This is a genomic window from Nocardia sp. GCM10030253, from assembly GCF_042675075.1.
Taxonomy (GTDB): domain Bacteria; phylum Actinomycetota; class Actinomycetes; order Mycobacteriales; family Mycobacteriaceae; genus Nocardia.
On sequence record NZ_JBHTDL010000002.1, the window covers coordinates 269126 to 296027 of the forward strand.

The following is a 26902-nucleotide window of genomic DNA, read 5'->3' on the forward strand; positions in this document are numbered from 1 at the left end:
ACCGGGCGTGTGCCGTGTGCGGCGTTGCGCGTGTCCCAGCGCTGGCCTGGTGACGACGACCGGTAGGGACGTTCGGTGGGGATATCGGGTTCGTAGGACGAGGTTCGTGTCGATTGCCCTTGTGGTTCCACGTGTTTCATGTCCGCAAAACCGTTGGCGCGGACGCTGATCCGGGTCCGATCGCGCCGCGCCGGCGCAGCGACCTGCCGGAGTCGCGGGATCGACTGATCGCTGAAACTGCCTGCCACCACCGGTTTCGGCAACAAAGTTTGTACTACTGGGCTGCGCCCGCTGCGGTAGCACCGACAAGCTCCTCGCGTTGCGTGGAGTTCTGTTTCGGGAGTCTCCTACCTGGTCGGACGGTTAACGGTTGGGTCACTTACTAGTTGGCCAGGACTGACCTGTGCCTTGTCCGGCCAACAGCGCAGACTCCGATACATGTTGACACTCGGTGTTCATTTGTAACAGACTCGGCCGGTGATCATGAGCAGGGAGGTGCGCCGGTGACCGACAACGCCCGAGCGGCGCTCGAGATTCTTCGCGATGCGAGTCAGTTCAAGTGGTACGTCATCCCGTTCCTGCTGATCGTCATCTACATCTATGCCGTCGAAGTCGAGCGGCGGAACTGGAATGTCCTGTTTGCTGGGCTCGCGCTGTGGGGCATGGACTGGTTCAACGAGATCTGGAACGCTCTGGTCTTTCATTTCACCGATCGTGCACCTGTCTGGGGTGCGACCGGGTCCACCGCGTATCAGATCCTCATCGGTCTCAATATCGAGATCTGCTTCATGTTTGCCGTCATGGGTATCGCGGCGGCGAAGATGCTGCCGCCGCGTGAGACTCGCATCTTCGGCATGCCCAATCGGCCAGTGCTCATCGCGGCCAACTCGGCCGCGGCGGTGGGCGTCGAGGTGCTACTCAACAAGGTCGGTGTGCTCACCTGGGAATGGTCGTGGTGGCAGCCGAGCTTCCCCTTCCTCATCTGGCTCATCGGATATGTACCGTTCTTCGCGGCTTGCTTCTATGTGCATGATCTGCCCACCGTGCGAGCCAAAGCGCTGATCGTGGGCGTGATCCTCGGCATCGACGCCGTCGCCCTTATCGGTTTCGGCGCGGTGGGGTGGCTGTGATGCCCCGGCACGCCATCAGGCGTACCGCTGTCATCGCCGTGACCGGGTTGGTATTCGCTGGGATAACAACGCGTTCCGTGACTTTCGCCGACACCGGCTGTGCGCCGGTGGGCACCGTCGGCACTCCGGAACTGACAGTCGACGAATCCACCGCCGGGCTGGAGGCATTGGCCCCTGCCGCTGTCGACCTGCCCGAACGGGTCTACTTCCGCACCACCGCCGAGTCGTTCAACCGGCGTTGGACATTCGCCAACCGTGACGGCCATGTATACGTGAAAGAGTCCGCCGCCCAGGGCGGTTGGCGCATCGTCGCACTGCCGGGCTGTCTGGAGGGCCGCATCGTCGGTGTCTCCGCCGAGGACGACGAGGTGATGATGATCGACCGCGACGGCCGATTCTTCACCATGGACCACGCGCTGAGCGCACCCCGGGACTGGAACTGGAGCAGCCGCTACGGCACCCCGCTGTGGACCGGCCCCGGAAACACACTCCCACCAGGCACACTCACCTGGTCCTGGTCGGTGCTCTCCCCCAACGAGGACCACGTCTGGCGAGATACGGCCGGTAATGATCACCCGGTCGGCGGGGCGAAAGTATCGCACGTCTACGCGCTCACCAAAAATGGTCAGCGCATCCAGTACATCGATCCGTGGCTGCCCGTGGATCACAGCTACGAGATGGCCACACCGTATGGCGGCCGGTTTCAGGCGGTCGCACTGTCCACGAGCGCATCGACCTCGCTGATCGTCAACCGTTTCGGCGACTTCTACACGCGCCTCTACGATTTTGACATCTCCGGCGCCGACAAGGTGTTCTTCCGATACTCCTACCGTGATCAGCGCGGACTGCCCGAGGCTCCCGACATGCTGTCAGAACGGATGGACAGCCGATATGCCGCGATTCAGTTGCCCGCACCGGACTGGGTGCAGCAGCCGAAGGTTCCCGGTGAGATCACCGACCGCATCTCAATCCACAAGACTGGGCCTGGCTCGCTAGCGCGGGAACTGCGCGTCGAGGGCCGCCGCGGTGGTCGAAACGGGTTCTGGACAAAGCAACTCACCGACGAGTCGTGGACGTTTGCCCCTACCGATCAACCCCTCGTGGGGTCCGTGCTGGAAAACTCGCCGACCAACCGTTCGCTCGACACGCTGGCGGCCCCATCGCCATACGACTATCAGGGTGTCTCGACGCGGGGATGGAGCGCGCAGCTGCGCACCTTCGACGCGGCCGTGACCCCCACTCCGCTTCGGATCGAGTTCAGCGATGGCAATGGGCTGGACCTGATTCTGCACACTGTCGACGGGTTGCGCCAGACGCCTCAGCGGCCAGGAATCACCAGTCAACCCAGGTATTTCGACGGGACAATAGAACTGTCGCCGGAGTTGCTGGTCGGCCTGGATACGCAGCCCGCCACCGTCCGCGATTTCGTTCGAAACATATTGGGCGGGAATCGTTTCACGGATACATCCGTCGATGTCACCGACACCCAGTTCCACATCGCCCTGTTGGACCTGAGCTTGAACCGATCCTGATTTCGACCGACCGGCGCGACTTCCGAACCAGGATTAGGTGTCGCAGTCGTCCGTTGCCGGTCCAAACTGGTGGAGGTCGTAATTCGATCCCTCCGCTATTTGTCGGCAGGATCAGATGAATAGCGAAGAACACCGAGGAGTGAGTAGGTTGCCGATTCAGGTTGCCGTCTGCGGGCCCCGCCATTGCACCGACACCGACGCCGCGAACGCGAGAGAGATCGGTCGGCTGCTGGCCGAGGCTGGCGTGACCGTGCTGTGCGGCGGCGGGACCGGGGTCATGGCCGCCGTCGCGGAAGGCGCGACCGGCGCGGGTGGTCTCGTCATCGGGGTTCGCCCGGACGCCGACCGGTCCTTGGTCTGCGATGGACTGTCCGCCGTGCTCTACACGAACATGGGGGAAGCGCGGAACGCGATCCTCGTGTGGTCTGCCGACGCCGTAATCGTCGTCGGCGGATCCTGGGGCACGCTATCCGAGCTCGCGCTCGCCCATCGCCGCGGCGGCATCCCAGTCGTAACGCTTGGCGGGTGGCAACTACTCGACGCCACCGGGAAACCAATCGACGCCGCGCTCGTTGCGGACGATCCCCATCATGCGGTGGAACTCGCCCTCCCAACAGTATGAACACGGCGACATGCTGAGTTAGTCAGCCAAGTTGTTGCGCAGGAAAGGAACGGCCGAGAATAGCGGCTTCAACGGCGCCGATCCGATCGTCGATCTGCCTACCAGCCTCCTCGGTTCCTCGCCCCAGCCATTCCGCCGACCACCGCTCGAGCTGATCTGAGCGCTGAGGCTTCCAAAGAGATCACTCCCAACCGGATCGGCATCAGTTCCACCGAAACGCCGTCAGAAACGACTCGGCAAACTCACCCTGGTCGAGTTTGAAACAATCAACCAGACCGCACACTCGGCCTGAACCACTCGACCCCACGAGTCAACCAAAGTGGGGGCAGTCCCGTGGGTGTGCAGTGGCTAGGCGGCTGAAGCTATGAGCGCCGCAGTTTTTGCAGTATTTCCGAGATTTCGAGTCCGGCTCATCTGCTGATACCGACACCACAGAGCAGCACCACACCCAGCCGATCAACGTCGGCTACCGCGGCGCCCGACGACGCCGGAAGCTCCATCGCGCCGGCCGCAGCGACAACATCGAAGGGATTGGGCAGCAATGATTCACTTGATCATGCGAACCGCGATCTACGTGATGGCGGGAACCGGCCTCTCGTTCGCAGGCCCTCCAGCGCCCGTGGTCGCGGCGACCCCACCCATCGCAATCGTGACCGGCGGCGAGATCTCCGGCTTCGCCTCCGGCGGAATCACCAAATACCTGGGAATCCCCTTCGCCGCACCCACTGGCGGCGAAGCGCGATTCAGCCCACCACGGCCCGCACCGCCGTGGCCCGGCATCCGGCAGGCCCTCGGTCACGGACCACAGTGTCCGCAGAGCGGGTTCCTGCTCGGTGGGTTACCGACAGGCCCCACCAGCGAAGACTGCCTGAGCATCGACCTATACGTGCCCGACGGGATCCGCGACAGAAACCTGCCGGTCATGGTGTTCTTCCACGGCGGCGGCTACACCGACGGTTCCAACAGTCAATACGACGCGCCTACCCGGATGGTCGCCGAAGGCAACGTCATCGTGGCCATCCCCAACTACCGCCTCGGACCATTCGGATTCATGTCGCTACCAGAACTAGCCGCCGAGTCCGGTGGCGCCACCGGAACAGTCGGCATCCAGGATCAACAAGCCGCCCTACGCTGGGTGCGCGACAATGCCCACGCCTTCGGTGGCGACCCGTCCAACGTCACGATCTTTGGTGAATCGGCCGGCGCCGGAAGCATCTGCACACACTTCGCCGCACCCGCCTCCGACGGCCTCTACAACAAAGCCATCATCGAAAGCGGATCCTGCGCACAATCACCCTTGGTGCCCAGCAACCGCGACGACTCCTTCAGGCGCTCACAGCGATACGCCGAAAGCATCGGATGCGGAGATCCCGCAACACAATTGGCATGTTTGCGCGCACTACCGGCCGCGAAACTCCTGGATTCACCGATCGCCGAATTCTACGAACTACCACCGACCTGGATACCCAGCATCGACGGCGTAGTCGTCACCCAAACACTCGACACCGCACTCGCACGAGCAGCCGACCGAAAAATACCCCTGATCGTCGGAAACAACAGCAACGAAGGCGCACTTTTCATCGCCGAATCCGACTATGCCCGCGGCCACAACCCGGATGCCGCAAGTTACGAACGCTACGTCCGCCGGTCATTCGGCACCTTTGCCGACCGGGTACTCACCCAATACCCGCTCGACCGATACCCCTCACCCGCAGCCGCCCAATCAACAGTCATCACCGACGGCCTGTTCGCATGCCCCGCCCTGTTCGTCAGCCGCGCCGCCCGCGACACCGGACATCCGGTGTGGCAGTACGAATTCGACCAAGCCCCACTCGGCGACACAAACCCCCTGCTGCCCGGCGCCTTCCACACCGCCGAACTGCCCTACCTTTTCACCAGCCTGATAAGCCTGCCGATCCCATGGACCGGACCATCCGATGCCTTCTCCCGACAAATGCAGCGATGGTGGACCACCTTCGCCCACACCGGCAACCCGAACGGACCGGGCTCACCCCACTGGCCGGTCTGGCCCGAACCGACCGGGCAAAGCCCCGACGGGCCAGTATTGATCATGCGGGCAACCGGCAGCACTGTGTCCCAAGACTTCGCCGCCAGGCACAACTGCGGATTCTGGTCCGAACGCCCACAGTAAGGCCCCGTTCACCGAACCGATACCCCTGTTTCAGTGGGCAGTCTGGAGCCAGTCCTGGTAGTGCGTGGGTGCCAGGTGTGCGTCCGGTCCTGCGGTGAGCACATCGCCGGTGACGGCCGCGAACATGCCGGCCTTGTCGTCGGTGATGACGGTCCGGCTGTCGTGCTGTGCCGCCAGGGTGACCCTGGCGAGTTCGTCGAGAGGGAAGACGTCCGGGCCGGCGACGTTCCGGATCCCTTGCAGCGGGGTGCCAGTGGCGACCTCGACGACCGCGTCGACGACATCCGCGGCGGCGATCGGCTGGAGGCGGGTGGCGGGCAGGCGGACGGCGTCGCTGTCGGAGGTCCAGGACAAGACCGCGTCCATGAACTCGAAGAACTGGGTGACGCGCACGATGGAGTACGGCGTGGGCCCCTGCCGGAGCAGGTCCTCCTGCAAGGCCTTGGCCCGGTAGTAGTCCAGCTGGGGCACCTGGTCCACCCCCACGATCGAGAGGATGACCTGGTGCCGGACACCGGCACTCTCTGCTGCGGCGAGCAGGTTATTCATGGAGGTGCGGAAGAAGCTCAGAGACGCCTCGTCGAAGGTCGGCGAGTTCGCCAGGTTGATCACGACTTCGGCGCCCTCCAGCGCCTGGTCCAGGCCCTTCCCCGTGATCAGGTCGACACCGGTGGACACTGCCGCGGGGACGGCCTCATGACCGGCCGCGGTCAGCTTCTTGACCACCTGCGAGCCGATCCGTCCGGTACCGCCGATGACTGTGAGCTTCATGGTTCCCACCTTTCACGGCGTGCCACCGGGCATGCCGGGGGTTCGTAGAGGTCGATTGCACTGATGTCCGAAGTTCTGTTCACTGCGGCGGCCCGAAGTCGATCCGGCCCTTTTTTCGCAGCCGTGGGCACGAGTAGTGACCTACCTTTTCGCGGTTCAAGCATCCCACCAGCAAACCGATGGCGGAATGGGTCTGTCAGAGGTCGACGGAGTCCCACGAGGCCGACGCCACCCGATAAGCGAGCGCGGGCCATCATGCGCCGGGGCGGGCCGCCTGATGGCGCGCCGCATATCCCGACGGCGCTGTCGAGGCGTTGCCGAAGCGCCCCGGATCCGGTAGCAATTCGGAGTACACGGTGACCTGGCCGGTAACCCGTCACCGATCAGCAGGCACCAGTGCCTCCGACAGTTCCTGCGCGACCACAACCTCACGCTGACACCTGGGCTCCGCTCGCTCACCCCTGGTGACCCGATCAGCGTGCGGGAACTGAGGGCTGCCGCGCATGACTTGCTTCCCGCACTGAGCACACCTTGCCGCGTGAATAATCCGCCACAGTCGAACAGGTGTCCCACCTCGGTGATGACCGCTACGTCGACCAGCCAGTCGGGTCCGGTAACAAGTCGCATCAGAGCTGGAAGGTGAAGGTGCCGCACCGATCCCGCAGTTGGTTACGTCCGCGCCATGCCCCGGGTCTTCAGCGTCGCCGCCAAGTCATCCCATGTCGGCGCGGTAACATCCTGGGGATGATGACTCGTCAACGATGTCGCTCCCATCGTGACGGGCACGGCCCGGCAGTTACGGTAGTGGTTGCAGAGCCCCCGTGGGGCAAGGCATTCGCGGTGAGGGGCTCGGTTCCGTGACTGACATTTTGGCCATGGCATGGCGAGAAGCCGCCCAGCGCCTCGGGTTAGCGCTCGGTGAACGAACCCCCTTTGTGCTCGCGAGCCTATTCCATACGCCCGGCGCGGAGCTGAAGTTCATGGTCTCGAAAGTCGAGCGGCTGGACACCAATATCGCGAAGCGCATCATGTTGACAGCGGAGGAGGGAGTGAATCGGCGCGTCCCGCTGGGCGCAATCGGAAAGAAAGTGGTGGACCTTCAAAACACGCACCGTGCCGGCCTTGCCGCCGGGAAGGGGCTGCGGATGAGGCTGCCGAAGACCCGGCAAGCGCTGGACGATCTGAACGCGCCGCCCACCACCGCGCGTCCGGACGCCGAACTGGAAGTATCCTCCACCTACAGTCGCCCGACCGGCTACCGCAAAGGCGTCCGGCAAACGGTGTGGGATATGAACAAGGACGCCGATGGTCTCGTTCGCGACAAGTTGACCGGCCAGGTGATCGACCCCACCAAGCCGTGGCATATGGGGCACAAGCCTGGCCTGGAGTTCTGGAAACATCAACGCGATGCCGCAGTGCGCGGGATCACGCGAGAAGAGTTTCTGAACGAGCACAACGACGTCAACCGATATCGACCCGAACTACCGAGTTCGAATCTGAGCCATGCCGGTGAAGACCACAGTGACAACTACTTAGGGGGCGATCTTTGAAAGCCAGTGACGACAACCGGCAGATCGCGGAGACAGCCAGGGCCGTGTTCGGTGGCACTCCCCGCGTCGTGCAGTATCTCGATGCGGATGAAAAGTCCGAGATCGCAGTGCTCAGTAGCGTCGATCGACCTGAGCCCGGGTTGATCTCGTTCTGCACCATCACGCTGTCCGATCACCCGATTCCAGGCCGTGTCCAGCCGCCGCTCGGAGTCGAGATCGTCGCTGTCAGTACCGCGCCGGAGTTCGCGGCCGTGCTGTCGACAGCGGCCTTCTGCGCTATCAACAGTGGTTGGCTTGTCGAGCCCGGACGGGTCTTTCCAGATGTCGTTGGCGCACACATATCCGACACCACCGTCCCCCATCTGATGTTCGTCGACCCGTTCCTGTGGGACGACTCCGACTTCGCGGCCAGGCCGATGACCGGCAAGACCGTGGCGTGGGTTCAAGGTGTCCCGATCAGCGACGCCGAGATGGAATACGTCCGGTCGCATAGTTCGGACGCCTTGGAGGATCTGTTCGTGTCCGCTCAACCGGACGTGCTCGATCTCCGCCGGCCCTCGGTGGTGTGAGCCTCAGGCGGTGCTGGGGTCCCGCATTCGCCGCTGGCGAGAGATCCCGGTTCGGTCGGCAAACCCGTGGAGCCCGCTGCCCTTTCGCAGAGTCGATCGGCGACCGGATGTGGTCGATGACCTCGCTTCCATCCTGCGCGTCATCGGCCCCGAACTCCGACGGGCAAGGCGCCCTCTGCAATTCGCACGAAGTCGGACCCGGCTCCCGTGGCGTTCCCCTCCAGCACTCGCCCGATCTCGGGAAGCACCTCGGCCGCCATCATCTCATCGTGTGTGACGGCGAGCGGATAGTTGGCGATGGTGCCCGCGACATGCGGACGCCAGCGGCGCGACGCGGCGCTCGGGTCGGCTTTCAAGGTTCCCCCGTACTCCCGGGCCGCGGTGAAGAAGACCAGATCGCCGTCGTATCGGAGGGGACGGTAGCCCGCGACCATGCGCACCGCCGCGTTGTAGGAGGCGGTCAACCGCTCCAGATCGGTGCCGGTGACGTGGAGCGTGCCCGCCACGGTGCCGCGCAGCGCGGCCGCGGCCTCGTCGGCGCTCAGTGTGTTCGCGTCGACCCGCAGCCCGAACACCGGACCGAACTGGTGCACGAACTCACCCGGAGTGAGCGGATCCGGTGGCTCGAGGTGCCGCGCCGCCGGATCGGTGTCGAGCAGTACCAGCCGCACCGGCTCACCGGCGCGGCGCAGCCGTGCCGCCATCTCGTGTGCGACGAAGCCGCCGAAAGACCAGCCGAGTAGCTGGTACGGGCCGCGCGGAGCGATCTTGCGGATCTCCCGCAGATAGCGTTCGGCGTACTGGTGGATGGTCTCCGGGACGGCGTCGTCGGGACCCGCCGCCAATTCCGGCGATTGCAGCCCGTAGATCGGGCGGCGCGGGTCGACATGCGCGCCGAGCCCGGCGTAGCACCAGGCCAGGCCCGAGGCGGGTGCGACGCAGAACAGCGGGGGCAGGTCGACGTCCTCGGTCCTGGCCCGGATGGGCAGCACCACGTCCAGTGCCGTGCGCATCGCCACGGCAGGCTCTGTCTCTCCTGCGGCACCGCTCGCGATACGGTCGGCCAGGCCGGCGACGGTCGGATCGACCAACATCGCCAGCACCGCGACCTCGACACCGAGCGCGTCGTGGAGCAGCCGCACCGCCCGAACCGCGCTCAACGAGTTGCCGCCGAGGGCGAAGAAGTCGTCGTCCAGGCCGATGCAATCGGCGGCCAGCTCCAGCACCTCCGCGTAGGCGGCGGTCACCGCCCGCTCGATCCGCGTCACCGCCGGACGGAACTCGGCCCGGTTCGTACCTACCGGCGCCGCCCGCTCGTCGGCCCGGCGCCGCTCGGCCAGCGCCGCCAGCACTTCCGGGTTGTCGAACAAGGCGATCTCCTCGACCGCGGTCGAGGGGTCGGCCAGCACGGTGTGCAGGATCCGATCGAGCGCCGTGCCGAAGTCGGCCACCGTCTCCGCTTCGAAAAGGTCTGCCGCGTAAACGAAGTGGCCGATCATGCCGTTCGGGGTGCCCGCGTCACCGATGTTCTCGGCAATGTGCAGGTGCAGGTCGAAATGCGAGATGTCGGTGTCGATATCCAGCTCCGCCAGTTCCAGGCCGGGCAGCGAGTACCTGATCGTCGCGAGGTTCTCGAAGGAGAACCCCACCTGGAACAGCGGATGCCATGCGGCGGACCGGACCGGGTTGAGTACCTCGACGAGCCGCTCGAACGGCACATCCGTGTTGGCCAGCGTCCGCAGGTCTCGTTCCCGGGTCCGGGCGAGCAGGTCGGCGAAGCTCTCCCCCGGCTCGATAGCAGCGCGGAACACCACCGTATTGACGAACATGCCGATCAGGTCGTCCAATTCGGCCTCGCCACGCCCGGCGACCGGGGTGCCGACCGCGATATCGCGCGTGCCGGACAATTGGGCAAGTAGCACCGCGAACGCGGCATGCAGCAGCATGAACAGCGAAACCTTGTTGGCACGAGCCAGATCCGCGAGGGCGGCGTGCGTGGCGGCGTCCAGCTCGAACGGGATGCGTCCGCCTTTGTGGCCGAGCATCCGTGGCCGCGGCCGGTCGGTGGGCAGCGGCAGGTGATCCGGCAGCCCGGCCAACTCGGTGCGCCAGTAGCGGATCTGTTCGGCCGCTTCCGATTCCAGATCGTCCTCGCTGCCGAGCAACTCCCGCTGCCAGCATGCGAAGTCGCCGTACTGCACCGGCAGCGGCGCCCATTCCGGAGCGGCGCCCGCGACACGAGCGGCGTAAGCGGTCATCACGTCGCGTGCCAGCGGGGTGAACGACCGCCCGTCACCGGCGATCTGGTGGAGCACCAGCACGAGCACGTGTTCGGACGCAGCGCTTCTGCCACGAGGATCGCCGTTGCTCGTGACTCGCGTATCACGGTCGCTATCGGCGGCGCGACGCCCACCTCTGATTCGCAGCACCGCTCCGCGCACCGGCACCTCGGCCGTCACGTCGAACGGTGGCGCCGCGATTTCCCGGATTCGCTGCGAAACAGCGTTTTCCGCAATGTCTTCGACCGCCAATTCGGGCACGGATTCCGCCTCGTCCAGCACGACCTGCACCGGCCCCGCGGCGGACTCCGGGTAGATGGTACGCAGCACCTCATGCCGGGCAACCAGATCGCCGACCGCGGCCCGCATGGCACGCACGTCGAGCGCACCGGACAGCCGGATCGCGACCGGCATGTTGTAGGCACCGGAGTCGGTGTCGAGTCGGTTGAACAACCACATCCGTTGCTGTGCAAGCGACAGCGGGACCGAACCGGTCCGGTCGTATGCCCGCAGCCGTGGCCGGACCCGATCGTTGCCGACCGTCCTGGCCGCCAGTTCGACCGCGCTGGATGCCTCGTACAGATCGCGCAGCGTCACCGAGATACGGTGCACCGTCGCACTATTCGGGGTTTTGCCCGTGGCCGCGTTGTCATCCGCGATACCGAACTCGCTCGGCGCATCGCCAACGGGCTGCGCAATCCTCCGCAGGGCCGCCTCGAGCCTGCTGACCGCCTTGGTGGCCAGCAACGAATTCCCGCCCAGATCGAAGAAGGAATCGTCGATGCCGATACCTTCGGTCTCGAGCACCTTCTCGAATACTTCGAGGATGGCGCGCTCGCGTGGGGTGCGTGGCGCCCGGTAGGCGCGGCGTACCCCGACACGCAGGTCGGGTGCGGGCAGGGCGGCGCGGTCCAGTTTGCCGACCGGGGTCATCGGGATGCTGTCCAGTGGCACGATGACGGCAGGCACCAGGTAGGAGGGCAAGGTCGAGGCGATCCGGCCGCGCACCCCTTCGATATCCAGTCGCTCGCCGTCGGAGGGCAGTACGTAGGAAACCAGCACGGTCGCACCCGCTGGGCCCTTCTGCCCGATGGTGACCGCGAACTCGATCTCTGGCAGCCCGGTGAGCGCATTGTCGATCTCGCCGAGCTCGACGCGCACGCCACGAATCTTCACCTGGAAGTCGGTGCGGCCCACGTATTCCAGCGCGCGGTCTTCCGCGCTCCAGCGCACCAGATCGCCGGTGCGATACATCCGTCCGCCCGGATCGCCGAATGGATTCGCGACAAACCGCGCGGCGGTCAGGCTGTACCGGTCCAGATAGCCGCGCGCCAAGGCAGGACCGGCCAGGCACAGCTCGCCGACCGTGCCCTCGGGCACCGGACGCAGCCAGGAATCCAGCACCAGTGCCGCGGCGCCGCGGATCGGGGCGCCGATGGTGACCGGCTCATCCGCTGCCAGCTGAGCGCTTCCTGTTGCCCAAATGGTGAATTCGCTCGGGCCGTACAGGTTCAGCATGCGCCGGCCGGGCGCCCACTTGGCCACCAGTTCTGGACCGCATGTCTCACCCGCGACAGCGAGCACCCGCAGATCGGGCAGATTCGCCGGTTCCATCGTGGACAGCACCGACGGAGTGATCACCACGTGGCTGACGTGTTCGTCGCGCAGCAGATCTTCCAGTGCCGCACCGGCATACACATCCGCGCTCGCCACCACCATCCGCCCACCGGAACCGTGCGCCATCAGCAGTTCGAACACCGAGGCGTCGAAACTCGGCGAGGCCACGTGCAATACGCTCGCGTCGGGATCGACCAGCAGCGATTCCCGCTGCGCGGCAACAACACCGGCGATGCCACGGTGACCGAGCTGCACCGCCTTGGGCCTGCCGGTGGAACCGGAGGTGTAGATCAGATAGGCGGCCTGATCCGGGTATATCAGGCCGCCGCGCTCGCTGTCGGTGATCGGCGCCGTCGAACGGGTCACCGAGCCCGCGACGGTGGCGACATCATCGAGCAGCAGCCACTCCACCGTGTCCGGCAGGTTCGCTCGGCAACTGGTGGTGGTGAGCCCGAGATCGGCCTTGGTATCGGCAACCTCGAAGGCGATCCGGTCGGCTGGATGGCCGGGATCGAGCGGGACGAACGCGGCCCCGGTCTTGGCGACGGCCCACACGGACACCACCAATCCGATCGAGCGGGCCAGGGCGAGCAGCACCCGGCCGTCCGGTCCGGCACCGTGCTCCAGCAGCAACCGCGCCAGCTGGTTCGAGCGCATGTCCAGTTCGCGGTAGGTCAGATGGATCCCGTTGCACGACAGCGCGATCGCCTCGGGCGACCGGGCGACGGCCGCGGCGAGGGTCGCGGGCAGCGTCAGGGGCTCGGGCGCGGGCGGCCCGGACACCACCGCCTCGGCTACGGCCAGGTCGAAAGCGGCCAGTTTTGTCTCGGTGGCGGTAGCGAGTTGTGCCAGCAGCCCCGTGAAACGGCCGAGCAACGCGGCCGCCTCGCGAGTCTCCATGACGCCCCCGCGGTACTTCAACGTCACCTGCAACGTTTCGGTCCACTCGCCGTCGGTGCCCTGCGTGCGATGCGGGAGTATCTGCAGACACAGCGGATAGGGCGTGCTGTCGGTGCCGGCGACATCGAGCACCCGCATGCCCGCGATATCGGGCATGGCGGCCAGCGCCTCCAGATCGACCGGGTAGGACTCGAACACGGTTGCGGTGTCGAATAATTCGCGGCGGCCGATGGCACGCTGGATGTCCATCAAACCGGCGTGCTGATGCTCGAGCAGCGCGGCCTGCTCGGATTGGATGCGACGCAACAGTTCCGCGGCGGTCAGGCCCGGCTCCAGTCGCACCCGGACCGGCACCATGTTGATGAACAGGCCGATGGTCGATTCCACATCGGTCAGCTGCGGCGGGCGACCGGAGACAGTGGCGCCGAAGACGACATCGTCGCGGCCGGTGCGAGCACGCAGGATCAGCGCCCATGCGGCCTGCACGGCGGTGTTCACGGTGACGCCGAGGGCGCGGGAGAGGTCGTGCAGGGCTGCCGATGTTCGGACATCGATCTCGCGTGACACCTGGCCGGCCGCAGCGTCGGCGGGACCGGCCGCAGCGGCCAAGGTCGGCGCATCGATCCCCGCGAGCGCGTGGGCCCAAGCGTTTCTGGTCGCCTCCGCGTCCTGTGCCGCGAGCCAGGCCAAGAAGGCCCGGTAGGACGGCGCGGCAGGCAGTCCGCGCGCATCGCCGTCGGTCGCGTACAGGGTCAGCAGCTCCTGCACCAGCAGCGGGGTCGACCAGCCGTCCAGCAGGATGTGGTGGTTGGTCAGCAGCAGCCGATAAGTGTCGGCGCCGAGGCGGATCAGGTGTAGTCGCAGCATCGGTGGACGCGCCAGATCGAAGCGAGTGGTGGCGTTCTCGGCGACCAGCCTGTCGTACTCGGCGTGTGCCGCGTCCTCGGGTAGATGCGCCAGGTCGGTTGCGCGCCAGTCGATCTCGGCCGAACCGACGACGAGCTGCCGAGGCCCGCCGTCGGTGGCCACGAACGCCGTCCGAAGACTGTCGTGTCGGCACAGCAGCGCGGTGGCGGCGCGCCGCAGCCGATCGTCGTCGACAGTTCCGGTCAGCGACAGCACGGTCTGCACCACGTAGTCGTCGACACCGTTGTCGAAGCATGCATGGAAATACAGTCCGAACTGCAGTGGCGAGAGCGGCCACACATCGGCCAGTGTGGGGTAGCGCCGCTCCCAGCCGTCGATATCCCGCTGGGTGGTGGCAGTCAGCGGGAAATCCGACGGGGTATGTCCGCCTGCCTCGGCGGTTTCGGTGTGGCGGGCCAGGGCGCCGAGCGCCTCGACCCACAGGTGTGCCAGCGCCGCGACCTCGTGCTCGCCGAGGATCTCGGCGGCGAAGGTCCAGGTGGCGGCGAGTTCGTCGCCGTCGGTCAGCGCGTTGACGTCGACCACCGCGGGCAGCGGCATCGCGGCGTCCTGGGTAACCGCGAACGGTGCCCCGGAACCGGACAGCGCCCGGCCGGGCAGCCACGGCCCGGACAGCGCCCCGGTGTGGACCCGGCCCAGATAGTTGAACCCGATCTGCGGTGCGGGCCGGTCGGCCAGCACCGTCGCGGTGTCCGGGTTCAGGTGGCGCAGCATGCCGTAGCCGATGCCGTTGTCCGGCACCGCGCGCAACTGCTCCTTGATCCGCTTGATCGCCCGGCCGGCGTGCGTGCCACCGGCGAAGGCGTCCTCGATGTCGAGACCGCCGAGGTCGAGGCCGACCGGGAACACAGTGGTGAACCAGCCGACGGTGCGGGCGAGATCGGCCCGGCGGGCGTGTGTATCACCCAGTGCGACAGCCTGACTCGCATACTCCTCACGGCCGTGGCCTTCCAGCGCCACCAGTGTGCGGGCGGCCTCCGCCGCACCACGTTCGGCCCGCCACCGGGACACCGCCAGCGCCAGCGCCGTCAACAGCACGTCGTTGGCGCCACAGTGGAAACGCTCGACGGCAGTGCCGAGCACGGCCGCCGTGACGTCCGCAGGTACCCGAATGTCGATACGGCCCATGGTCGCCGCAGTGTCGCGCGCCGGATCCAGCTGCCGCACACCGAGATCAGCGTGCGGCAGGTCGAGCGCCCCCTGCCAGAACGGCAGTTCGGCGACCCGGGCCGGGTGCACAGCCCCATCGGCCAACGCCCGCGCCCAGCGGCGCATAGAGGTGCCGACCGGCTCGAGCGCGGGCACCTGCGCTGCTGCCACCCGCGCCCACGCGCTTGCCAGGTCCGGCAGGATGATTCGCCACGACACCCCGTCGACCACCAGGTGGTGCAGCACGAGCCACAGCGAGCCGGGCCGATCCGCACCGCGTTCCAGCCACACGGCCCGCAGCATCACGCCCGCGGCCGGATCCAGTCCGTCGGCGGCGATCTGCAGCTCACGCTCGGCCCAGCTGCCGTCATCGGCGACAACGGTCTCCGCACCGTGTGCGGCGCTGTCGGCGCCCACCACGGACCGACCCGAAATGCCGAAGCTGGCAAGCGCCTCGCGCGCCGCTATCCCATCCGGCGCGGCTGCGCCGTTTCCATGGGCTGCCGGTGCCTGCTCGGCGGGAGCGCCGATCCGGCTGTGCCGCAACAGCGATTCGGCACGCACCGTGCCGACCGGCTGGGTGACTATCGACCATGTTTCGCCGGTCCGGTCCAGCCGAGACCGCAGCATGTCGTGGTGGTCGATGACCACCTGCAGCGTGGCGGTGAGGGTGGTGTGGTCGATGCCGAGTGGGAGTTCGACCATGATGGCCTGGGCGAAGCGGCTGAAGTTGCCGTGCTGCAGCAAGTCGTCGGCGATCGGGATCGGCGTGATCGCGCCGATGCCCCCGCCGGGGAGCTCGTCCAGCACCGGCGGCGCATCGGCCACCTCGGTGGCGACGGCGGCCAGCCCGGCAACGGTCTTGCGCTCGAACACATCCCGCGCTGTGAACGCGAGTCCGGCCGCCTTCGCCCGGGCGACCAACTGCACCGAGACGATACTATCGCCACCGAGTGCGAAGAAACTCTGCTCGGCACCGACGGTGTCCAGGCGGAGGACCTCCGCGAACAGCCCCGCGAGCAGGTGTTCGCGTGATGTCGCAGGGGGGCGCGAGACCTGTTCGCGCGAACTGAAATCCGGGGTGGGCAGCGCGGCGCGATCCACCTTGCCCATGGTGGTCAGCGGCACCTCGTCGAGTAGGACGACGGCCGCGGGCACCATGTACTCCGGCAGAAAATCGGCGACGAAGATCTTCAACTCGACCGGGTCCGGCGCGGCGCCCGGCTTTGCCGACACATAGGAGACCAGCGCGGTGCCGCCGGTCGGTGTGGTGGCGGGGACGGTGATCGCCATGGCCACGTCGGCGTGGCGCTCGAGACGGCTGTCCACCTCGCCCGGCTCGATGCGTAGGCCGCGGATCTGCACTTGCAGGTCGCTGCGGCCGAGGAATTCCAGCTCCGGACCCGACTTGTGGTCGACCCAGCGCACCATGTCGCCGGTGCGGTACATCCGTGTGCCGGGCGCGGCGAACGGCGCGGCCACGAAACGCGCCGCGGTGAGGGCGAATCGGCCGAGGTAGCCGCGGGCCAGGCCGGGGCCGGTCAGGTACAGCTCACCGGCGGCGCCCACCGGGACGGGACGTAGTCTGCGGTCGAGAACGACGGCCGTCATCCCGGGTATCGGCCCGCCGATCGCGATCGGGGCATTCTGCTGCATGGGGTCGGGCATTGTCGCGGCGATGGTGGCCTCGGTGGGCCCGTAGCTGTTCACCAGGCGAACCCGGAAGGCCCAACGCGACACCAGGTCTGCCGGGCACACGTCCCCGCCGACGACCACCGCACGCAGCGCGGGCACCTCGTCGGGGTCGATCGAGGCGAGCACGGCCGGGGCGACCGAGAGCTGGGTGACCTCGTTGCTGCGCAGCACCGCGGCGAACTCCGGTCCCGCGTAGGCCTGCGGCGGCACGATCACCGAGGTGGCGCCGCAGGCGAAGGCCACGAGCAGTTCCTCGATGGAGGAGTCGAAACTGGGTGAATCCGCGTGCCCCAGCCGGGATGTCGCGTCGACATCCAGCGCACGGCGCGACTCGGCGACCAACGTTGCCAGCCCGCGATGGGAAACGGCCACGCCCTTGGGCAATCCGGTGGATCCGGAGGTGTAGATCACGTACACGGTGTTGTCGAGATGGATCGGCGCGCGGCGGTCGGTGTCGGTGATCGGGGCCGCATCCTGCTGCGCGCCGAGTGTTTCGGTGCGCGGGTCGTCCAGGACGAGCCAGTCGATCTCGACAGGTAGGTCCGCTCGCGCCTCGGCGACTGTCAATCCGGTGACGGCGCCACAATCGGCGAGCATGTGCGCGATCCGATCCGCGGGCAGCATCGGGTCGATCGGGACGAAGGCCGCGCCGGTCTTCGCCACCGCCCACACCGCGAGTACGGAGTGCACGGACCGCCCGATCACGATGGCCACCGCACGCTCCGGGCCAGCACCGTGCGCGATGAGCAGCCGGGCCAGCCGGGTCGATCGCGCATCGAGCTCCGCGTAGGTCAGCTCCACTTCGTCCGAGATCGCCGCAATACCCCGCGGGTTGCGCCGCACGCCCTGCGCGAGCAGCTCCGGGAGCGACTGCGGCGCAGCCGGATCCCTTCCCCGCACCGGGACCAGCTCGACGTACTCGCCCGGGTCGAGCAGCTCTACCGACGACACCGGCCGCTGCGGCCCGGCCGCGAGGAATCGGTGCAGGTAGGCGACAAACCGCCGATGGTGGCGCGCCAGCTCCGCCTCGGTGTACAGATTCGGGTTGGCCTGGAAGTCGATATGGGTGCTCTCGCCCCCGACGCCCGGATACAGGTTGACGAACAGGTCGTCGATGATCCCCGAGGTGAGCACGTGCAGCCGACCGGTGGCTTCGCCGAGCACCACCTTGGTATCGAACGCCATGATGTTGACCGAAGGGCCTAAGCTGGCGACCTGATCGCTGGCGTAGCCGAGGTCGCGGAAGATATCTTCCTGGCGGTAGCGCTGCCTGCGCAGCGCGCCGGTGAGCTCCTGCTGGGTGGCGTGGATGGCCGCGCCCACCGTGATCTCCTCGTCGATGGCGATGCGCAGCGGCACCACATTGGCGACCATGCCGCCGGAGCGCCGCAGCGCGGCGGTGGTACGAGCCGAGACGGGCAGGCTCAGCAACACGTCGCCGCCATCGTCGTCCCTCATCCCGCTTGTCATCCGGGACAGATACGCCGCGAACGCCGCGACCAGGACCGGCGCCGCGCTGGAATTCGCCTCGCAGGCCACCGACTCGAGCAGCTCGGCTGTCTCCGGCGGCAGGGCGGCGCTCACCCGCAGGGGGTGCGCATCGGCCGCCGCGACGGCACCGGACAGGCTGACCGCGGCCGGTGCGCCCGCCAGCCGCTGCGTCCAGTACGCGCCGTCGGCGCGAAAGCGCTCGGAATCGCGGTAGGCGGCGTCGGCGGTGACGATGTCGGTCAGGCACTGCGCCCGCGACGGGGGCTGCGGTGTTCCGTTAACCGTGGCGGTATAGAGCTCGGCGGTCCGGCCGACCATCGTCGCGGCCGCGTAGCCGTCCAGCGCGATGTGGTGGATCCGGCAGTACCACATCCAGGCGTCGTCGGCGACGCGCAGGCCTGCGGCCCGCACCAGGCGGTCGCGCAGCAGATCCAGCGGCGCGGTGTAGTCCGCTTGCATCCACTCACGGGCGGCCCGCACCGGATCCGGCTCCGCGCGCAGATCCACGATCTCCGGGTCGTCCTGCAGCGTCGGGTCCACCATCTGGTGCGGAATGCCGTCGATCTCGATCAGCCGCAGGTAACCGGTGCCGAACTCACGTCCGGCCTGGCGAGCCGCTGCGGTCATCGCGTCGAGATCGGCATCGCCGACGATCTCGACGTACTGCGCCATCGAGATCGGCGTGGAACCGGCGATCTGCTGCGCGAACCAGATGCCGCGCTGCGCCGCCGAAAGCGGAAACGGCCCGGCCTCGATATCTCTTCTCGTCGTGTGATCGGTGTCTATTTCCGCCGGTCGGTGCCGCATCAGTACCTCGCTCGAGCTCTTCCTAGCCACCGACCACCGGGCGCAGGTACAACGCTCCCGCAAATCGCTGCATTCAAATCTCTCGCTGATCGCGTCCGCTATACCGACGCCACTGTCGGTATGACCGCTCCAAGGGGTGTCAAACCCTCGCCAGATGCAGGGGCTCGCACTACCCGGTCCGAGCCCCGAACTCCGTCTACCTAAGGAATCGGGCTACCAATGTTCATGCGTTACAAGATAAAAACGAAATTCGGGATGTGAGGGGTTCAATTTCCCGCTGAAACGGGTGAAAATCGCACCGATCCCGGCAATTGCGACGGTCCGAAGGCATTCCTGTTCGGCGCGGGGACCGATTGCGGGGATGGCTGTCACCGATCTTGTTCAGTGCTACATCGCCGCGCAGCGGGTTCGGTTCGACGGCTCGCGCTCGACGGCGCGGTACGCCGCAACCCTCCAGCAGGTGGTTCGATGCGGGCACAGTTCCACTGGTGGAGTAGGTGTACGTGGTAGTCACGCCCCTCCGGACCGCAGCGTCGAGACCCGGCTCGATCTCCAGTCGAGGTTTACCCTTAAGCCGTTCCGACGTGTGCCATGAGGAGACGGACTCCGCCCAAGAGGGATTGCTCGCTGCGGGTTCGTAGCGGGAATCGTCGCCGGTGGCATCAAGACGGCCGCGGTCCCCGGCATTCCACCTTGCGCACACCAGGCGCATCGGTCGCTTTCCCCGGAGATGAATCAGCTCCCAAATTATGGTCGGACGCAATTCACACCGGAGAGGTCCTCTAAATTGCGCGGCGACTATTGGCGATTAGCATCGTTCAACTAACTCAACTAATTCAGTCGCGGTCGCCTGCTTACCATTTCACGCCTGTTCTCGGGAATCATCTTGAGGGGGGAGAGAATTGACGAAGCAGAGACCGTGGTGGTGACACGATCTCCGCCAGCAATCTTCGAGCGTATTTCGAATACCGCCTGTGGCAACGCAATCAAGAAACGGAGCGGCGCACCCGGGCCAACCAGGCCGCTTCGTCGACCACGCTGCCCGGAGTGAGTCCGAGTTGCTCGGCCTCGGCAACCGCCTCGGTGACACGGCCGCGGTAGCGGGCAGGCTGCAACTCTTCGAGCACCCAGCCGGCGCCGAACGCCTCCGAAATGGACGCCCGGCCGATGCGCGGGCCGAAACCCGGTTCGACGTCCGAGAGTGCCAAGACATGGACCAGCCCGCCGGGCTTGCACACCCGGCGCAGACTGCGGACATAGTCGGTCGGGTCGCCGTTGTCATGCGCGAAAACGTGAAACAACGCGCTGTCGATGATGGTGTCGTACAAGGGATCTGGGCCGAGATCCAGAGCATCGGCCACCTCGAACCGCGCGGAGACACCATGTTCCTCGGCACTGGCCCGGGCGTAGGCGATCGCGCTCGGCGACAGATCCACCCCGAGCACGTCGTAGCCGAGCCCGGCCAGATGAATGGTGTGCTCACCGGCTCCACACCCGACATCGAGCACCGCGCCGCGCACCCAGCCCTGTGCCACCAGATCGACGATCGCGGGCTGCGGCTCGCCGATCACCCACGGCGCAGAACCACTGTCATAGACGGAATTCCAGAAGTCGGCAGGTCGAATCATGCCCCCAGTCTTCAACCTCAACCCAGGTTCATGTCAATCATCGACCGCGCCTCTCGGGGTTCCGGACTGGCGGAATCGAATGTTCAACTGTCACGGATTCGCCGAGATCCGGTCGTATCGGTGGAGGGGCGCCTCACGTGGGCAATCGCTGCACCAGCTGCGCGATAGCTCTGCCCCACACGCTCGACACGATCATTCGCAACGCACACCGCGCTCAGCGAGTGCCTTGGCGGCGCTACAAGGTGGATAGATAGTTGCGCGCAGCACGTAGGACTCTCGCTCACACCGACCCGCCGAGCCAATCGCGAACAAGCAACTCGCCAGTGCCTCACGTCTCCCCCTGGCGGCAACAGCGAGAAGAAGAGGATCGCGGCTCCACACTCGCCTGCCTACATGCGACGCACCAGTACCGGCTGACCAGTCTGCGGCGATGTTGCTGACTCCGATCGTTGGGCTGCGTGTCATGACGCTGGCGAGTATGCTCGATCAATGTGCCCGAAACTTGCTTTGCTCAACCACAATTGGTTTATAGCGACGTTTCGGACATGCCCGCTAACCCTGACTCCTCCCTGAGAGCAGCCGGAATATGCAGCGTCACAATGCCTTATCACGCTGCGGAGTCGTCAGATGTTCCCCACTCATAGCGCTACGGCCATATCCACACCGGCCGAGCTTGTCGCCAACACTGTAACTCGTATGACCGGTCGCGGACGAGCGCTGAACAAAGTCTCGTCCGCGTGCCCGAAAGTTCGTGCAGATAGGTAGATCTCGCAGTCGACCTTACTCTTCGTCCTTGGGAGCCCGATCATGACCACCTCGCGTGCAACGACACATTCAATTGTTCCCCTGGCAGCGACGGCCGATGCCGAAGGTCCGCGCGAGTGATGCTGCATCTGCCTGAGTTCGCGACTGATCCGCACGGTGCATACCGGGACATGCGCCGCCACCATGGTTCGCTGGTGCCGGTTGAGCTAGCGCCCGGTATGCCTGCGACGTTGGTGATCGGCTATCGCGAGGCGCTGCACATCCTGGGCGACCCCCTACATTTTCCGGCCGATCCGCGGGTCTGGCAGTCCACGGTTCCGGCGGATTGCCCGGTGTTGTCGATGCTGGAGTGGCAGCCCAACGCGTCGCGGACCGCGGGCGAGGAACATGCCCGGTACCGGCGCGCCAGCACCGATAGTCTCGACAAAATCGATCTCTATGCACTGCGCGGCGGGGTCGAACGCACCGCGGCGGCGCTGATCGACAGTTTCTGCGAGTCCGGTTCGGCCGACCTGCTCGGCCAGTACGCGGTCCCGCTCACCGTGCGGGTGCTCAACGATGTGCTCGGGTTACCGCCCGAGACGGGGGAGGCCGCGTTCGCGGCGCTGGTGAGGCTGCGCGACGCGGACGACGCGGCAGCGCCCGAAGCGGGCAATCGGATGTTCACCTCGGCGATGCTGGAGGTGATTTCGGCCAAGCGGGAAGCCCCTGCCACGGATGTGATCTCGTTTCTGATGGAAAACTCTGCTGATAGCGACGATGCGGAGATCGTGCAGCAGATAGCCATGTTGTACATGGCAGGGACCGAACCGACGTGGAACCTGATCGCAAACACGTTGCTGTTGATGGTGATCGATGACGAGTTCCAGGGCGAGCTCCTCACAGGAGCGCTGTCCACCCGGGACGCGATCGATGAGGTGCTGTTCACCGATCCGCCGCTGACGAACTCCTGCTTCAGCTATCCGCTACAGCCACAAATTCTCGGCGATGTGCTGTTGCCCCCGCATCAACCGGTTGTGATCAGCTTGGCGGCATGCAACAACGATCCTGCGGCGGTGGACGGTGATCGCACCGGGAACCGTTCGCATCTGGCGTGGGGCGCCGGGCCCCACGCATGCCCGGCCAAGTCGCTGGCGATGGTCATCGTTCAGGAAGCGCTCGACCAGTTGCTCGATGCGTTACCCGAAATCCGGTTGGCGGTGCCCGACGAGCAATTGCAGTGGCGCCCGGGGGGGTTCCACCGTGCATTAGAGGCGCTGCCGGTGGTCTTCCCCCCATCCCCACCTTTGCCCAACGGTGGACGAATAACCGCTGGGATCGAAAATGAGTAGGAGGCGGTTATGGTTACGCACGGGTATAAGGAACGCACATCGCTTGGCGAGCTTCTTCGGCACGGCAACCTAGAGTTCCACCAGCAGCTGCAACAGGTTCTGGCCAACCCGGACTTCGCCGTCACGGACGAGCAGAGCCAGAATCAGCGGCGGGAGAACGCGTATCACCAGTTGCGAAATCTGGTCAAGGAGATAGGTACTCGCGATGTCGCGACCGATCTGCCCAAGCTGTTCGCGGTGTTCGACTGGTCCGCAGTCCTGGCGACGGACCTGATCCCGCTGATCTCCGGCCACTACAACCTGGCGTCGGGCAGCCTGGCCACCCTGACCGACTCCGACTCCGCCGAGCCGTACCTACAGGACCTGGATGACGCCACCAGCGTCGGCGTCATGCTGCTGACCGAGTACGGGTGCGGCTCCAACATCGGATTCATGCAGACCACCGCGACCTGGGATGGTGAGGGGTTCGTGCTCAACACCCCGCACCCGCTGGCACGGAAATTCATGCCGTCCGTTGGAATCCCGGTTGCTCGAGTCTGCGTCATCGGTGCACGGTTCATCGACGCGGCGGGCGTCGATCAGGGCGTGCACCTGTTCACGGCGCGACTACGAGACGCCAACGGCGACCCGGCCCCCGGCGTGACGATCACCCAACTCGACCATCAGCCGCTGGTCATCATGGACAACTCGGTCATCAGCTTCGATAATCTCCGGGTCGAGCGCACTGCCTGGCTGAGCAACGACCTGGCCACCATCGATGAGGGTGTGCTGACCTGGCACGACGAGAACAGCCGGAAGCGGGCGTTCGCCTCGGCGATCAGCCAACTGACTGTCGGACGCTTGGCGCTCTCGTCGTGCTTGAACGCCACGGCCCGCGCCTCGCTCTACATCGCCCTGCGCTACGCCGCCAAGCGGGTAGTGCCGTTGACGCCTGTCAACAGCACATTCATGTTCGATATCCCGCACGTGCGGGACACCCTGCTCACCGACCTGGCCGGCACTGTCGCCCGGACCGTTTACGGCAACGCGGTCAAGACCTTCCTCGCGGGCGCCGATCTCACCGCTCGCGACACCGTCGTGTCGGTGATGTTGGCCAAGTATTTCATCCAGGAGCATGCGTTGGAGACAGTCACTGACTCTCGCATCAAAATGGCTGCGCAAGGTATGTTCAGCGCCAACCGGGTCGCCGACTACCTCGGAGTCTGTCATGCCGCTATCACCGGCGAGGGTGACATCTACGTCCTCGGGTCCGTCGCCGGTCGCGTACTGGCCAAACAGCTCGTCGGCACGCCGCCACCCGAACCCGCTCTCCACGATCCCGCCGACCCCGGCGACCGCGCGCGCTTGCTCCGCGCCCGCACACTGACGATCGCGCAAGAGGCCCACCCGCACCTTGGCGATCCAGCGCTGAAAGCTCGACTAGAGATCATTCCAGACGCGCTCGAGCTCGCCGAGGCCTACTGCGCCGAGCAGGCCCTGCGGTTGCTCGACGAACACGCCGAACATCATCCCGAGATCGCCGCCCTGCGTGACGTTTTCGCTCTAGATCAGATCAACAAAGAGTCTGCGTGGTATCTCACCCACGGCCTTCTCGACATCGCTGCCGTGAAGGCCGTGAAGCAGCAGCTCCGGAGTGGGCTGCTCGCGCAGGCCATCGACAACCTCGCCGACCACCTGCCCGCACTGCTGGACGCTTTCGGCTTCGATGACGAGATCCTCGGCGCACCGGTACTGTCCGAGGATCTGCCTGCCGCGTGGGACTCCCGCTGCCACGACCCACACCGTCACTGATCCTGCCAAGGCAAGTCCGGATAGGGCACCCCGGCGGGGCGCCCTATCCGGGGCGTCGTAGCGGAACTCGTAAACCAGTGCTGCCTCCGCTGCTGATAACGTTCCACAACACCAGGCAATGTTCTCGAAATGTGGTGCAGCAGTCCGGTGTTGGACAGATCAACCGTCGGGCCGCAATCGCACGACCATAGCTCGGCCGTATACCGGGACGTCGGCTGATCAGCCGACGTTCGCACCATCCCGTCCCTGGCCCCCTGACGCCACAGAGGTTTTCGATGATCATCTTGTACTTGGGACCCAACCGGCGACGCCGAGCCTACTCTTCTCGAAGTAGCCACACCGCACCAAGTTGATAGCATCCCTGCCGCAGTAGCGCCAGCCAGCAGACAGTACACAAGACCCGGCGATGTGAGTTCGAAACCAGCCACGGTGACGGAATCCTGTTGGCAGGGAACAACATAGCGACCCGACGGCCTTCGCTCGGACCTCGCCTTTGGGTACTATGCTGCCGCAACCGACATCAAGGAGACTACGTGTATCCGCAGCACACGCATCAGGGTGCTACCGCCGACTCAAAGTCGTCGATCGAGTTCAAAGGTCCTCGAATCCCGATTTGGGATGAAAAATTTGCGGGCGATCCCCACGGGGCCTACCGCGACATGCGTGAACGCTACGGACCGCTGGTGCCGGTCGAGATGTGGCCAGGAGTGTCTGCGACCCTGGTTATCAAATATCGCATCGCCGTGCGAATCCTCAACGACCCCGAACACTTTCCCGCTGATCCCCGGACCTGGCAGACGACCGTACCTGCCGATATCCCGATCATGCCGATGATCGAGTACCGACCCAACGCAATACGTACCAGCGGTACAGAGCACACTCGCTACCGCGAGGCTTTGAACGACGCCTTGGCCGGGATGGACCTGAACTCCCTGCGATCCATGGTGGCGAGATCCGCCATCCCGATCATCAACACGTTCTGCAGGGACGGGCAGGCCGACGTGTTGAACCAGTACATCCTCCCGCTGGTCTTCTCGGTCTTCTGCCAGATAATCGGTTGTCCACCGAAAATCGGTCAAGAGGTCGCGAAGGCCAATGCTGCGATGTTCGACGGTGTGGATACCGAAACGGTGAACGCGATTATGGGCCCAGCGTTGCTCGAACTTACCGCTCTGAAGCGCGCCCACCCGGCTGACGACGTCATCACAAGACTGGTCCAGCATCACGCCGGGCTGTCCGACGAGGAGATGGTGCATCAGCTGGTCCTGCTGTTTGCGGCCGGCGTCGAACCAACACTGAACCTCACCGCCAACACCCTGCTGTTGATACTGACCGATACCCGCTATACCAGCGGTGACAATAGCCGCCCCTTGACAATCAAGACCGCACTCGAAGAGAGGCTGGCAACCGACCCCCCAATGACGAACTATTGCATTACTTATCCTCGCCAGCCAATTCTGGTCGAGGGCGTGTGGCTGCCGGCGAATCAGCCGGTAATCATCAGTATGGCCGCCTGTAATACGGATCCAGAGATGAACACAGGCGAATTCCTGGACAACGGATGGAATCTGGCGTTCAGCAGCGGCCCGCACGCCTGTCCTGCTGATGCCCGGTCGTACGGGCTTCTGCTCGCGCACGACGCCATCGATCAACTCCTGGACGTCCTCCCGGAACTGAAACTAGCGGATGCCGAAGAGGAGCTCGTGTGGCGCCCTGGCCCATTCCACCGAGCATTGACAGCGTTGCCGGTTGTATTCCCGCCTTCTTCTCCGTTGCCTCTCTGATGCTATCGCGCCAACCACGAGGGTTCGGTGGGTCCGCGGCCGCACCGAACCCAATGGGAGGCACATCGCCTTTGGAGAGGCGCTCGCTGCGCGGCAGCTCCCTTGGGCTCGGGCTGGCCCCAGGTTCCGAGGATGCCTCGCACTCGAATTGCTGCTTGGCCGGTGCGATGCCTTGGGGAGGGATCGTGGGCGCCACGTCCGGCCAGGGCGCGGCAGTCATCCAATTGGCTACGACGCCTTCGAGGTTGGCTGCCTCGAAGTAGTGCCGGGCATTGCTCGCGCCCGCAAGTTCTATGCCCGCAACGGCTGGTCCGACGAGGGCCCGTTCCCTCACCTCGCTCCTGGCCCGGACGGCCCCGTGCCCGTGCCGTGCCATCGTTACGTCAAGCACCTCGCTCGACCGCCGGAGCTG

Annotated in this window: 12 protein-coding genes; 9 read left to right on the top strand and 3 right to left on the bottom strand. The window is 65.7% G+C overall.

Going from position 1 to position 26902, the window contains the following annotated elements; genetic code table 11:
- Window positions 1–503: 503 nt before the first annotated feature.
- The 4 genes from ACFQZZ_RS01665 to ACFQZZ_RS01680 all read left to right on the top strand — a co-directional run bounded on the left by ACFQZZ_RS01665 (window position 504) and on the right by ACFQZZ_RS01680 (window position 5436).
- Window positions 504–1130 (top strand): hypothetical protein, encoded by a 627-nt coding sequence (locus ACFQZZ_RS01665; protein ID WP_378672750.1) that lies wholly within the window; start codon window positions 504–506, stop codon window positions 1128–1130.
- Between the two features lie 77 nt (window positions 1131–1207).
- Window positions 1208–2662: a hypothetical protein gene (locus ACFQZZ_RS01670; protein ID WP_378672753.1), complete on the top strand. Its 1455-nt coding sequence runs from the start codon at window positions 1208–1210 to the stop codon at window positions 2660–2662.
- Window positions 2663–2801: 139 nt separating this feature from the next.
- A complete protein-coding gene (locus ACFQZZ_RS01675; protein ID WP_378672756.1) occupies window positions 2802–3284 on the top strand; it encodes an LOG family protein in 483 nt (160 codons plus the stop codon).
- Window positions 3285–3840: 556 nt separating this feature from the next.
- Window positions 3841–5436: a carboxylesterase/lipase family protein gene (locus ACFQZZ_RS01680; RefSeq protein ID WP_378672759.1), complete on the top strand. Its 1596-nt coding sequence runs from the start codon at window positions 3841–3843 to the stop codon at window positions 5434–5436.
- 30 nt (window positions 5437–5466) lie between these two features.
- On the opposite strand, the gene ACFQZZ_RS01685 is transcribed toward ACFQZZ_RS01680, so the two are convergent.
- On the bottom strand, window positions 5467–6207 hold the full coding sequence (locus ACFQZZ_RS01685; protein ID WP_378672762.1) for an SDR family oxidoreductase: 741 nt from the start codon (window positions 6205–6207) through the stop codon (window positions 5467–5469).
- A gap of 857 nt (window positions 6208–7064) precedes the next feature.
- On the opposite strand from ACFQZZ_RS01685, the gene ACFQZZ_RS01690 reads away from it, so the two are divergent.
- Window positions 7065–7757 carry an HNH/ENDO VII family nuclease gene (locus ACFQZZ_RS01690; RefSeq protein ID WP_378672765.1) on the top strand — a complete coding sequence of 231 codons (693 nt, stop codon included), beginning with the start codon at window positions 7065–7067 and terminating at the stop codon, window positions 7755–7757.
- A complete protein-coding gene (locus ACFQZZ_RS01695) occupies window positions 7754–8326 on the top strand; it encodes a suppressor of fused domain protein (protein ID WP_378672768.1) in 573 nt (190 codons plus the stop codon). Before ACFQZZ_RS01690 ends, ACFQZZ_RS01695 begins: the two co-directional genes overlap by 4 nt.
- A gap of 140 nt (window positions 8327–8466) precedes the next feature.
- Here the strand turns inward: ACFQZZ_RS01695 and ACFQZZ_RS01700 are convergent, their stop codons facing one another.
- Window positions 8467–19191, bottom strand: coding sequence for an amino acid adenylation domain-containing protein (locus tag ACFQZZ_RS01700; protein WP_378672771.1), 10725 nt, complete (start codon window positions 19189–19191; stop codon window positions 8467–8469).
- 986 nt (window positions 19192–20177) lie between these two features.
- Entirely contained in the window at window positions 20178–20819 is a 642-nt protein-coding gene (locus ACFQZZ_RS01705; protein ID WP_378672774.1) for a class I SAM-dependent methyltransferase, read from the bottom strand.
- Window positions 20820–21703: 884 nt separating this feature from the next.
- On the opposite strand from ACFQZZ_RS01705, the gene ACFQZZ_RS01710 reads away from it, so the two are divergent.
- From ACFQZZ_RS01710 to ACFQZZ_RS01720, 3 genes are all read left to right on the top strand, one after another.
- On the top strand, window positions 21704–22915 hold the full coding sequence (locus tag ACFQZZ_RS01710) for a cytochrome P450 (protein ID WP_378673228.1): 1212 nt from the start codon (window positions 21704–21706) through the stop codon (window positions 22913–22915).
- A 9-nt stretch (window positions 22916–22924) separates the two neighbouring features.
- A complete protein-coding gene (locus ACFQZZ_RS01715; protein WP_378672777.1) occupies window positions 22925–24706 on the top strand; it encodes an acyl-CoA dehydrogenase in 1782 nt (593 codons plus the stop codon).
- A 533-nt stretch (window positions 24707–25239) separates the two neighbouring features.
- Complete coding sequence (locus tag ACFQZZ_RS01720) at window positions 25240–26490, top strand: cytochrome P450 (protein ID WP_378672780.1); 1251 nt, start codon at window positions 25240–25242, stop codon at window positions 26488–26490.
- Window positions 26491–26902: the final 412 nt, after the last annotated feature.